Below are 12,408 nucleotides of genomic sequence, written 5' to 3'. Positions count from 1 at the left end.
CCGCCGCGAGAGGCGGGAAGGGCAGGCGGGCGACTTCCGCCGCCCGCCGCCACGCTGCATCAGAACGTCTGGCGCGCCGTCACGCCGAAGGTGCGCGGCTGGCCGATGTTGAACCCGAGCCGCGCCCGGCCACCGCGTTCGCGGTCGAAGGACAGCAGCGGGTTCTCGTCGAACAGGTTGGTGACATAGGCCGTCAGCGATAGGCCGCTCTCAAGCTCCACGCCCGCGCTGAGGTTGACCAGCTGGTAATCGGGCAGCTCCAGATCGACCGTGGTCGAAGCACTCGCCGGCGCCCCGCCGAAGGGCAGGTTGTGGACAAAGGTGCGCGGGTTGTTCTCCTGGTCGGCGGGCTGGGTGAAGCGCGAGCCGACGTGCTGGAACGAGCCGGTGACGAAGGCCGTGGTGCTGTCGTTCAGATCCCACTCGTAGCTGCCGGTGGCCGAGAGCTGGAATTCGGGCACCGAGGGCAGGCGGTTGCCGTCGCGGATCCCGGTGGCGCTGGCGAGCGCACCCGGGAGCGTGCTGTTGAACTCCGACTTGATGTAGCTGCCCGACAGGTCGAAATTCAGCCCCGGCGCGGGCTGGAATCCGAGCTCCGCCTCGATCCCCGCAGCGAAGGCCTCGGGCACGTTGAACACGATGCGCGAGGAGCAGCTTCCGGCATCGAGCGTCACCTGAAGGTTGCTGATGTCGTTGTAGAAGGCAGCCGCGTTGAAGGTGAAGCCGTCGCCTTGGGTCTTCACGCCCAGTTCGTAGTTCCACAGCTTTTCATCGCCATAGTCCTGGAAGCCGCCAAACAGCGCGAGGTCCTGCGCGTTGCACAGCGGGGTGTTGAGCGGATCGTTGACCCCGCCGAGGCGGAAGCCCTGCGCGGCCTGGGCGTTGATCGTCACGCTGTCGCTCGCCTTGTAGCTGACGAGGAAGCGCGGGGTGAAGCCGTCCGAGGCGGTGGTGTCGACCACCCCGCGGTCGCCATTGGCGAACAGGCCGCCGGTGGTGATGGTGCGGGTTTCCTCGAAGTCGTAGTAGCGCCCGCCCGCGGTGACGGTGAGCTTGTCGGTGAGCTCGTAGGTCGCCTCGCCGAACACCGCGAACTGCTTGATATCGAAGGGCAGGTCGGAGTTGAAGGGCGAGTTGGCCGGGAAGCCGTTGGCGGCGCCCGCCGAAGTGCCCGCGCCCAGCGTGGCATCGGTGAAGGCGTCATAGCCCGGGGTGGGCAGACGCTGGCGGTAGTCGCGGTTCACGTCGGAGTAGAAGGCGCCCAGCAGCCACTGGAACGGGCCGTCATAGTCCGAGGCAAGCCGCACTTCCTGCGTGAAGGTCGAAAGGTCGGTGGTGTCGCGCAGGTTCGAGGGCAAGAGCACGCCTGCTGCCGGGAAGCCGAGATCGACCGAGACCGAGCCGGTCAGCGCGCTGGCGTCGCGGCTGACGAGGATGTCGCGGTTGATGTAGGAGGTGACCGAGGTCAGATCCATCGAGCCCAGACCGATCTTGACGGTGAGGTCGGCGATGAAGGTCTCGTCCTCGAAACGCTCGGGCAGCAGCAGGAACTGCTCGCGCTCGCCCAGCTGCACCGCGGGGCGGGTGGTGGTGAAGCGGTTGGCGAAGAGGTTGTAGATCTCCTGCCGGTTGAAACCGTTGGCCTTGATCTTCTGGTAGATCACGCGCGGGGTGATCGAGAGCGTGTCGGTGGGCTCGAAGGTCAGCGCGATGCGGCCGCCGTAGCGCTCGCCGTCATTGACGTTCTCGCCGCCGCCCGGGCCCTGCGCATCGACGAAGCCGGCATAGCGGGTGTAGTAGCCGACCGCGCGGACGGCCGCGTTGTCGCCCAGCGGGACGTTGACCGCGCCCTTGATGTGTCCGCCGAAATTGCCGCCGTCGATGACATTGACGTTGGCCTCGGCCGAGCCTTCGGTCACGCCGAGGCGGGGCTGGTTGGTGATGTAGCGGATCGTCCCACCGACCGAACCCGAGCCGAACAGCGTGCCCTGCGGCCCGCGCAGGGTCTCGACGCGGTTCAGGTCGAACAGGTCGATATCGGGGGTGAAAAGCGACAGCGAGATCACCGATTCGTCGAGATAGACGCCGACCTGCTCCTTCACGCCGGGCTGGTCGCGCACGACCTGGCCGGCCGAGATGCCGCGCACCGAGACCTGGCTCTGGCCGGGCCCCAGGTTCTGGATGGTGAGGCCCGCGACATTGCGCGACAGGTCCTCGAGCGTCACCGCGCCCGAGCGCTGGATGTCTTCCTGGGTCTGCGCGTTGATCGAGAAGGGCACGTCCTGGATCGTGGTGTCGCGCTTGGTGGCGGACACGATGATGACGTTGCCGTCGTAATCGTCGCCTTCGGGCGGCGCGGCGGCGGTGTCCTGAGCGAGGGCCGGGTTGCTCCACAGCACGGCAGCGGCGCTGGCGAGCAGGATCGAGCGGCGCAGATTGCGCGCGGTGACGGTGTGCGTCATGGTTTTCCTCCTGTTCAGAGTTTAGTCTCTGATATTTCTAGGGTCGCAAGGGTGTCACAATGGCCGCGGGCCAGCAAGCGAGGCGGCGCGGCCGCGGCAATTGTGTCCGCCGCTTGTGGCCTTTGCGCATCACGCCGGGTGAGGCCGGAGCGCCGTTTTGCTCGGGATTGCTCCGGTGCGGCGCATTCCGGCGAGAAACCATGCGCGCACAAGTGCATTCCGCTCTAGAGCGCGATGACAAAAAGTGGGAACCGGTTTTTGTCGGAAATCGCGCGACAACAAGAACCTAGAGCATGATGACGTTTCAGCGAAACGTCATCATGCTCTAGGGGAGCTCATGCCCGAATCCTCTCGCCCCGCCGGAACCCAGCGCCCGTGAAGCTCCAGATCGACGTCCAGCTGGATTACTGGTTCGCCCGGCCCTGCGAGGTGCTGCTCCAGATCGAGGCGGCGGCGCTGGCGGGTCAGCGGGTCGAGGCCTCCACGCTCGGCAGCGACGCGGCGCTGACGCGGATTGCCGCGCAGGACGGCGTCGGCACGCGCGCATGGCTTGCGGCCGAAGGGCGGATGCTGGTCGATTACTCCGCGCGCGTCATCATCGACCGCCCCGGGCGCGATCTGGCGAGCTTGCCTGCTACCCCGCTCCGCCTGCTGCCTCCCGAGGCGGTGCAATATCTGCTGCCCTCGCGCTATTGCCCGTCCGAGCGCTTCTTCGATCTGGTCGAGGCGCGCTTTGTCGGGCTCGAAGGCGGCGCGCTGGTGGCGGCGATGGCCGGGTGGATCGCCGAACACATCACCTATGCGCGCGGGAGCAGCACCGCCGACACCACCGCGCTCGACACCTTCCACGACCGCAGAGGCGTGTGCCGCGACTACGCCCACCTGATGATCGCGCTCGCCCGCGCCGCCGACATCCCCGCACGCTATGCCAGCGTCTATGCCCTACGCGCCGACCCGCCCGATTTCCACGCGGTGGCCGAGGTGTTCCTCGGCGGGGCGTGGCACATCGTCGACCCCACCGGCATGGCGAGTGCGCAGGATGCCGCGGTGATCGGCGTCGGCCGCGATGCGGGCGACGTCGCCTTCCTCACCGCCTTCGGCCCGCTGGTGATGAACGGTCAGAGTGTGGCGGTGCGGGAGGTCTAGGCCGCCTTCTTCGCCTTGGCCGCCTTCTTGACGATCCCGCTCAGGCCCTTGGTCAGCTGGAACAGGCCGTTGAGCCGGCTCAGCGGATCGCCCCAGGCGCGGTTGATGACCAGCTTCATATCGGGGCGCAGCTTGGCGGTGTCCTTGCCGCCTTCGTTGAGGCGCGCGACATAGGCGATGAGGCCCGCCGGATCGGGGAAGTCGTCCTGGTGGAAGCCCACCAGCGTGCCCCGCGCTCCGACGTCGATCTTGGCGATGTTGGCGGCGATCGCCTGATGCTTGATCTCGATCAGGCGGATCAGGTTCTTGGTCGGCTGCGGCAGATCGCCGAAGCGGTCGATCATCTCGGCGGCGAGGCTTTCGATCTCGTGCTGACCCTCGGCCTGGTTCAAGCGGCGGTAGAGGGCCATCCTGACGGCGAGATCAGGGACGTAGTCCTCGGGGATCATGATCGGCGCGTCGACCGTGATTTGCGGGGTGAGCTTGTCGCGCGGACGCTCGAGGCCCATGTCGCCCGCCTTGGCGGCGAGGATCGCCTCCTCAAGCATCGCCTGATAGAGCTCGAAGCCGACCTCGCGGATGTGGCCGGACTGCTCGTCGCCCAAGAGGTTCCCCGCCCCGCGGATGTCGAGATCATGGCTTGCCAGCTGGAAGCCTGCGCCGAGCGTGTCGAGATCGCCGAGCACCGTCAGGCGCTTCTGCGCAATCTCGGACAAGGCGACACCCGCCTCGTGGGTCAGGTAGGCATAGGCGCGCAGCTTGGCGCGGCCCACGCGCCCGCGCAACTGGTAGAGCTGGGCCAGGCCGAAGCGGTCGGCGCGGTGGATGACGATCGTGTTGGCGCTCGGGATGTCCAAACCGCTCTCGACGATGGTGGTCGATAGCAGGACGTCATATTTGCGGTCGTAGAAGGCGCCCATGCGCTCCTCGACCTCGCCGGGGCTCATCTGGCCGTGGGCGGAGACGGGTTTGATCTCGGGCACGTTCTCGCGCAGCCATTCCTCGACATCGGCCATGTCCGAAATGCGCGGTACGACGATGAAGGACTGCCCGCCGCGGTGATGCTCGCGCAGCAGCGCCTCGCGGATCACCATGTCGTCCCACTCCATGACATAGGTGCGCACCGCGAGGCGGTCGACCGGGGGCGTCTGGATGGTGGAAAGCTCGCGCAACCCGCTCATCGCCATCTGGAGCGTGCGCGGGATCGGTGTGGCGGTGAGGGTGAGGACGTGGACGTCGGCGCGCAGCTGCTTCAGCTTCTCCTTGTGGGTCACCCCGAAGCGCTGCTCTTCGTCGACGATGACGAGGCCGAGGTTCTTGAACTTGGTCGATTTGGAGAGGATCGCGTGGGTGCCGACCACGAGGTCCATATCGCCGCTCTCCAGCCCCTCGCGGGTCTCGGCGGCTTCCTTGGCGGTGACGAGGCGCGAGAGGCGACCGACCTTCAGCGGGAAGCCCGCGAAACGCTCGGCGAAGTTCTGGTAGTGCTGGCGGGCGAGCAGGGTGGTGGGCGCGACAATCGCCACCTGCTGGCCGTGCATCGCCGCGACGAAGGCCGCGCGCAGGGCGACCTCGGTCTTGCCGAAGCCGACATCGCCGCACACCAGCCGGTCCATCGGACGGCCGCTTTCGAGATCCGACAGCACATCGGCGATGGCGCGTTCCTGATCCTCGGTTTCGCTCCACGGGAAGCGGTCGGTGAACTGGCCGAGCGTCGCGGGATCGGCGGGGAGGGCGGGGGCCTGCCTGAGCGCGCGCGCGGCGGCGACCTGCATCAGCTCGCCCGCGATGGCGGTGATCCGCTCCTTGAGCTTCGCCCGCCGCCGCTGCCACGCCTCGCCGCCCAGCTTGTCCAGAGCAACCGCCTGATCGGACGAGCCATAGCGGGTGAGGACGTCGATATTCTCGACCGGGATGAACAGCTTGTCCCCGCCCGCATATTCCAATGCGACGCAATCGTGCTGGCTCTTGCCGACCGGGATCGCCTCGAGCCCCAGATAGCGGCCGATCCCGTGCTCGATATGCACGACCAGATCGCCCTGCGAGAGCGCCTGAAGCTCGGCGAGGAAGGCGTCGGAATCCTTGCGCTTCTTCTTGCGCCGCACCAGCCGGTCGCCGAGAATGTCGGCCTCGGTCAGGATTTCGAGCGTGTCGGAGGCAAAGCCGGTTTCGAGCGGCAGGACGACCACCGCGGTGGTCTTCTTCGCCGCCAGCCCCAGCGCCTGCTGCCAGCTGTCGGCGAGCGCGGTAGGAGCTCCGGCCTCGTCGATGATCGCGGCAATGCGGCGCGCGCTGCCGGTGGAATAGGCGGCGACCAGCGACTTCCTCGCGGATTTGCCGACGCTCTTGAGATGCGCGGCGGCGGCCTCGTAGACATTCTCCCCGCGCCCTCGCTCCGGCGCGAAATCGCGGGCGGAGCGGAAGCCGAAATCGACCATGCCGGCGCTTTCCTCTGAGGCAAAGCCGGTTGCGCGGTGGACCGGCATGGCGGCGAGCGCGGCGTCGAATTCCTCGCGCGACAGATAGAGCGCGTCAGGCTTGAGTGGACGGTAGCTGCCCTTCTTCTCGCCCGCGATCCGGCCACGCTGTTCGTGGTAATCGGCGATGTCGGAGAGTCGCTCCTCGGCTGCTCCCAGCGCGCTCTGGTCGACCAGCACCACATCGTCCTTGCCAAGGTGCTCGAACAGGCTCGCCAACTTGGTTTCGAACAGCGGCAGCCAGTGCTCCATCCCTGCAAGCCGGCGCCCTTCCGAGACGGCCTCGTAGAGCGGGTCCTGCGTCGCATTGGCCCCGAACAGCTCGCGATAACGGGTACGGAAACGCTTGATGCTGTCGTCATCGAGCAGCGCCTCGGAGGCGGGGAGCAGCAGGTGGCTGTCGATCCGCTCCACCGTGCGCTGGGTGGCGGGATCGAACAGGCGCAGACTTTCCAGCTCGTCGCCGAAGAAATCGAGCCTGAGGCCGCTTTCCAGCGAGGAGGGGAAGATGTCGACGATCGAGCCGCGCACCGCGAATTCGCCGTGGTCGATCACTGTGTCGGTGCGGCCGTAGCCCTGGCGGCTGAGCAGCGCGGTGAGGCTCTCCTGCCCGATCTGCGTGCCGACGCGGAACTCGCGCACGGATTCGCGCACGCGGAAGGGGGTGAGCACGCGCTGGAGCGCGGCGTTGACGGTGGTGACCAGCAATTGCTGCGCGGCACCGGGCGCTTGCAGCCTGTGAAGCGCGGCAAGCCGCTCGGCGCTGATCGAGAGGGCGGGGCTGGCGCGGTCGTAGGGGAGGCAGTCCCACGCGGGGAAGGTCACCACCTCGATCTCGGGCGCGAAGAAGCGCGCCGCCTCGGCCGCGGCGCGCATGGCGGCATCGTCGGGCGCGATGAACACCGCGCGGCGTTTCGCGGCCCGCGCCAGATCGGCGAGCACCAGCGGCAGGCTCCCGCGCGGGAGCGAGGCGAGGGTCAGCGGTTCGCGGGCCGCAAGGATGCGGTTCAAATCGGGCATGGGTTCACTTCATTTGCGCCCAAGGGGCAACGCAGGAAGACCCCCAACTCGAATCGAGGTGGGGGTTACGAGAGGATCTCGAGCACCCCAGCCAAACCGCAGGGGTGGGTGATTTGTTCCGGGCCTTAGCCGCGCCCGCGCCGCTTGTCGAACGGGGCGCCGCTTAGCGCGGGATATCGACGTAATCGAGCTTCTGCATGGTCGCGAGCAGATCGCCCGCGATGTGCTCGGGCGGGCTTTGCGTGCCCAGCGCCCAGGCCATCACATCGACATCGTCCTCGTCGAGCAGGGCCTCGAACCACGCCAGCTCCGCTTGGCCCCAGCCGGCGTGGTAACGGTCGTAGAAGCCGCCGATCATGTAATCGGCCTCGCGCGTGCCGCGGTGCCAAGCACGGAACTTGGCGCGCGCAAGGCGGGTTGCGAAGGATGGGGCATCGGTCATGCGGATCACCTAGCCACAGCTTCGCAGAGCTTCAACTCGCAAAGACGCAAGGGCGGTGGTAGCCCTTGCAACCATGCGCCCCGAGGCTCTCAATCCGCTGTTCGCAGAGGTCGAAACGCTCGAAGGCGTCGGCCCCAAGCTGATGAAGCCGCTGGAGAAGCTCGGCCTGACGCGGGTCAAGGACCTCGCCTACCACCTGCCCGAACGCTTCGTCAGCCGCCGGGCGGTGGCCGATCTCGATTCGGCCTCCGAGGGCGAGCAGGTGATCATCGCATTGACCGCCATCGAACACCGTGCCCCGCGTGCGGGCAGCCGCGGGCCCTACCGCGTGCTGGCGCAGGACGTGAAGGGCAACGTCTGCTCCCTGAACTGGTTTGGAAAGGCCGCCTACACTGCGAAGAAGCTGGTGCCGGTGGGCGAGACGCGCTGGGTGGCCGGGCGGCTCGACCGCTATGGCGACATGCTCCAGATCGTCCACCCCGACCATATCGAGGAGGCGAGCGCGGCGCATATGGGGCGCATGTCCGAGCCGGTCTATCGCCTCTCGGAAGGCCTCACCCAGCCGCGCATCGCCGATTTCGCCGAACAGGCGCTGAAGCGGCTCCCGGACCTCCCCGAATGGATCGAGCCCGGCCAGATCGAGCGCTCCGGCTGGCCCTCGTGGGCCGCGGCGCTCCGGCTCGCGCACGAGAGCACCGATGCCAAGGCGCGCGACCGGCTGGCCTATGACGAACTGCTCGCGAACAGCCTCGCGCTGCTGCTGGTCAAGGCGGATGGCCGCAAACGCCGCGGTCAGGCGCTGGTAGGCGACGGCGCGCTGCGGGCCAAGCTGCAACTCCCCTTCGGCCTGACGGGTGCGCAGACGCGCTCGATCGCGGAGATTGCAGGCGACATGGCGCAGGAGGCGCCGATGCTGCGCCTGCTGCAGGGCGATGTCGGCGCGGGGAAGACCGTGGTGGCGCTGAACGCGATGCTGATCGCGGTCGAGGCGGGAAAGCAGGCCGCGCTGCTCGCGCCGACCGAAATCCTCGCCCGCCAGCATTTCGAGACTCTGCGCAAGATGCTCGGCCCCACCGGGGTGGAGATCGCGCTGCTGACCGGCCGCGCCAAGGGGCGCGAGCGCGAGAGCATCCTGATGGGGCTGCTCGACGGCTCGATCCAGCTCTTGGTGGGCACCCACGCGATCTTTCAGGACACGGTCAATTACCGCGACTTGGGGCTGGTGGTGATCGACGAGCAGCACCGCTTCGGCGTCGCCCAGCGGCTGGCGCTAGCGGGGAAGGGCCGCCGCGCGCCGCACACCCTCGCCATGACCGCGACCCCGATCCCGCGCTCGCTGACGCTGGCGCAATATGGCGAGATGGACGTGAGCCGCCTCGACGAACTCCCCCCCGGGCGGCAGGCGATCGAGACGCTGGTCTTCCCGCAGGCGCGCATGGAGGAGATGGTGGCGGGCGTCGAACGGCACCTCGCCAGCGGGCAACAGGCCTATTGGGTCTGCCCGATGGTGCGCGAGGTCGACGGCGTGCCCGACCTTGCCGATATTGCTGCCGCCGAGGCGCGCTATGCCGCCCTGCGCGAGCGGTTCGGCGATGCGGTCGTCATGGTCCACGGCCAGCTGCGCCCCGAGGTCAAGGACGCGGCGATGGAGCGCTTCGTCACCGGCGACGCCCGCCTGCTGATCGCGACCACGGTGATTGAAGTCGGGGTCGACGTGCCGACCGCCACCCTGATGGTGATCGAGCAGGCCGAACGTTTCGGCCTCGCGCAATTGCACCAGCTGCGCGGACGGGTGGGGCGGGGGTCGCAGAAGAGCCGCTGCGTGCTGCTGCGCGGCGACGAGCTCTCCGAGACCGGCAAGCGTCGCCTTGCCCTGATGCGCGAGACGCAGGACGGGTTCCGCATCGCCGAGGAAGACCTCGAGCTGCGCGGCGGGGGCGAACTTCTCGGCACGCGGCAATCGGGCGAGGCGGGGTTCCGGATCGCCGATCTCGAACAGACCCAGCGCCTGCTCCCCATCGCCCACGGCGACGCGCGCCTACTGATGGAGCGCGACGGCGGACTGACCTCCCCGCGGGGCGAGGCGGCGCGCATCCTGCTCTACCTGTTCGAGCGTGACTGGGGCGTCCAGCTGCTGCGCGGGGGGTAGCGGACCGTTGGAATTTTTCTGCGTTAAACAGATGTTTGGAACTTGCGGTCAGGCTGCCCGGCACGCCGATCGAAAGGGAATTCCAGCGTGACCGACGTCTGTTTTTCGCGGGTGAAGCTGGGCTTCGCGCTGATTGCCTGTCTCGGCATGTTTCCGCTCGGCGTAGCGCTGGTCCTCGGCGGAGGCCTCAAGACCACATTGGTCGGCGCGGCGATGGCCATAGCCGCTCCGTTCCTGTCCCTCTACGTAGCCCGCTACCTGCTCGATAACAGGATCCTGTCGATCGGGGCGACCGGGATCGAATATCACGGCATTGTCTCGACCCGTCGGCTGCGGATGGATCAGATCGGGTCTATCCGGATCGAGACCCAAACGAACAAGGGCGTCTCGATATCATCGCTGGTGATCGAACCGCGCGACGGGCATGGCAGGCGGATCAAGTTATCGGAGAGCCTGCTCGAAAAGCGCTTCGGCGGGTGCGAGGGCGTCGCCGATCTGATCACCAGAGGCGCGCCCGATCCCGAGCCTTTCCCCCTCCCGCGCCGCGCGCCGACGCCTCCTGCGGCGGCGCCTGCCGGTTGGCACGAGCGCGGGACTCAGCCGCCCGCCGCTCCGGCTCGGCAAGGCGGCTTCGGACGCAAGGGGCTGTAACGCCCCCGGCCAATGTCAGACGGATTGCTGGGTGGTTTCGCTGAGCAGCTTGTCGGCCCAGGCCTCGACCCCGCGGCTGATCACCTGCCAGGCCGCCTCGAAGGCGGCGGCATCGCCGTAATAGGGATCGGCCACCGGCTCGCCGCGCCGTCCCTCGACCGCATCGAGCAGCATCGCCAGCCGCGCCGTCGCATCGCGCGGGGCCTTGGTGCGCAGCCCTTCGAGATTGGCGCGGTCCATCGCGATGATGTGGGTGAAGCGGTAGAAATCGTCCCGCTCTATCTGGCGCGCGGCCTGATCGGCGATGTCGATGCCATGCTTGCGGGCGACCGTGATCGCGCGTGCGTCGGGCTCCTGCCCGAGGTGGTAGGAGGCGGTTCCGGCGGAATCGACCAGCACCGAAAGCCCGCGCGCCTCGGCCGCGACGCGGAACGCGCCCTCGGCCATCGGTGACCGGCAGATATTGCCGAGACACACGAACAGCACGCTCGCTTTGTGATCAATCCCCCCATGCATGGCTGGGGCGTTATTACATATGACGGGCGCTGTCTACCGCCTATCTCGTTGGTTTCATGTGAAACATCACGCGAGAGATGTGATGGCGATCACAGACAGGCCCCATGCGTGCCCCGGTCAGGCGGCGGCCTCGCCCAGCGGTGCGGTGCTCGCCAGCACCTCCTCGGTGATGCGGCGGATGTTGACCTTGGCCTTCAGCCGCGCGCCCAATAGCGCCGTGCCGCTCACCTTGCGCTGGACGAACAGCGTCTCGATCGGCGGGAAGGCCCAGGTGTCTTTGTCCTGCGCGATCGCCCAGCCTTCCTCGCGCAGCAGCGGGATAAAGGCGCGGTCGCCGAAATCGAAGGGCGCATCGGCGCGCATCTCGTTGATAACGATGTCGATCATGCGGTTCACGCGCTCGGGGTGCTTTTCGGCGACGATCGGCATCATGAACCCGGCCTCGATGGTGGCCTTGAGCACGTCCTGCGCATTCCCCTGCAATCCGGCGAGCAGCATCTTGCGATAGCCGTTCGCCACACCCGGATCGACTGGACGGCAGGCGCCGAAATCGAGCAGCACGATCTCGCCCGTCTCGCGCCGGTAACGGAAATTGGCGAAGTTGGGATCGGTCTGCATCACGCCGAGATCGAACAACTCGCGCGCGACGAGGCGGATGAGGCGGGCGAAGACTTCATCGCGGCGTTCGGGCGGCTCGTTGCCGAGTTCCTCGATGCTGACGCCCTCCTCGAAGCTCATCGCGAGGATCGAGCCGCGGGTCAGGCCTTCGTGCAGGCGCGGGACGACGAAGCCCGGCGTATCGGCCAGCATTTCGCGATACATCGCCATCTGCGCGCCCTCGCGCTGGTAGTCGGCCTCCTCGTGAAGTTGCTGCTTGGCGGCGGCCATCAGCTTGTCCATCTCGAGCTCCGGCGGGGCGAAGCCGGCGACCTTCAGCAGGGTCATGACGTTGTCGACATCGCTGTCGATCGACTTGGCGACGCCCGGGTATTGCACCTTGATCGCTAGCTCCTCGCCGTCGCGGGTCAGGGCCTTGTGGACTTGCCCGATGCTGGCGGCGGCTATTGGGCGTGGGTTGAACCAGCGGAACTGCTTGCGCCAGTCGGGCCCCCACTCGGCGCGCAGCACCTGATCCAGTTGCTTGGTGGGCATGAAATTGGCCTGATCGCGCAAGGTCGCGAGGATCTTCGAGAGCTCCTCGGGGAGGAAATCGCCCGCGTCGAGGCTGATCATCTGCCCCATCTTCATCGCCGCCCCGCGCAGGTGGCTGAGGCGGTCGGTCATGCGCTGGACATTGCCGGGGGTGAGGATCAGGTCACGCGGGTTGATGCCTTCGCCGCTCGCCAGCCTGCGCGCGCCCTCGGCCACCATGCCGCCCGCAACGCCGCCCACCAGCCGCCCGAAGGTCCCCAGCCGCGCGATGCGTCCGGCCGGGACCGCGCGCTGGCGGGCGCGGTCTTCCTTGCGGTCGGCGAATTCGGGGGTCTGTTCGTCGTCGGACACGGGGGAGGGTGGCTTTCCGAAGGGGGAGGGAGTTGATTGCTA

General features: G+C 67.6%; 8 protein-coding genes. 3 read left to right on the top strand and 5 right to left on the bottom strand.

The genetic code is table 11. The annotated features are described in order from the left end of the window. Positions 1–59: 59 nt before the first annotated feature. Positions 60–2,462 (bottom strand): TonB-dependent receptor, encoded by a 2,403-nt coding sequence (locus PFX90_RS03100; RefSeq protein ID WP_285710449.1) that lies wholly within the window; start codon positions 2,460–2,462, stop codon positions 60–62. Between the two features lie 375 nt (positions 2,463–2,837). Between PFX90_RS03100 and PFX90_RS03095 the strand changes: the two genes are divergently transcribed. Further along, on the top strand, positions 2,838–3,608 hold the full coding sequence (locus PFX90_RS03095; RefSeq protein WP_285710446.1) for a transglutaminase-like domain-containing protein: 771 nt from the start codon (positions 2,838–2,840) through the stop codon (positions 3,606–3,608). Here the strand turns inward: PFX90_RS03095 and mfd are convergent. Both mfd and PFX90_RS03085 read right to left on the bottom strand, forming a co-directional pair. Next, complete coding sequence (gene mfd / locus PFX90_RS03090; RefSeq protein ID WP_285710443.1) at positions 3,605–7,105, bottom strand: transcription-repair coupling factor; 3,501 nt, start codon at positions 7,103–7,105, stop codon at positions 3,605–3,607. The genes PFX90_RS03095 and mfd overlap by 4 nt on opposite strands. Positions 7,106–7,268: 163 nt before the next feature. Next, positions 7,269–7,547: an FAD assembly factor SdhE gene (locus PFX90_RS03085; RefSeq protein WP_285710440.1), complete on the bottom strand. Its 279-nt coding sequence runs from the start codon at positions 7,545–7,547 to the stop codon at positions 7,269–7,271. A gap of 73 nt (positions 7,548–7,620) precedes the next feature. Between PFX90_RS03085 and recG the strand changes: the two genes are divergently transcribed. Then, complete coding sequence (recG, locus tag PFX90_RS03080; protein ID WP_285711233.1) at positions 7,621–9,696, top strand: ATP-dependent DNA helicase RecG; 2,076 nt, start codon at positions 7,621–7,623, stop codon at positions 9,694–9,696. Between the two features lie 87 nt (positions 9,697–9,783). Beyond that, a complete protein-coding gene (locus tag PFX90_RS03075; protein ID WP_285710437.1) occupies positions 9,784–10,347 on the top strand; it encodes a hypothetical protein in 564 nt (187 codons plus the stop codon). 15 nt (positions 10,348–10,362) lie between these two features. Here PFX90_RS03075 and PFX90_RS03070 read toward each other — a convergent pair whose 3' ends face one another. Then, positions 10,363–10,863: a low molecular weight protein-tyrosine-phosphatase gene (locus PFX90_RS03070; protein WP_285710434.1), complete on the bottom strand. Its 501-nt coding sequence runs from the start codon at positions 10,861–10,863 to the stop codon at positions 10,363–10,365. 117 nt (positions 10,864–10,980) lie between these two features. After that, positions 10,981–12,366, bottom strand: a complete 1,386-nt coding sequence (locus tag PFX90_RS03065) for an ABC1 kinase family protein (RefSeq protein WP_285710432.1) — start codon at positions 12,364–12,366, stop codon at positions 10,981–10,983. Between the last annotated feature and the right edge of the window lie 42 nt (positions 12,367–12,408).

Origin of the sequence: Erythrobacter oryzae (genome assembly GCF_030271515.1) — a bacterium.
In the GTDB taxonomy this organism is placed as follows: Bacteria; Pseudomonadota; Alphaproteobacteria; order Sphingomonadales; family Sphingomonadaceae; genus Erythrobacter; species Erythrobacter oryzae.
Note: the sequence above shows the minus strand (reverse complement) of the source record. Positions and strands in the feature narration are given on the sequence as shown.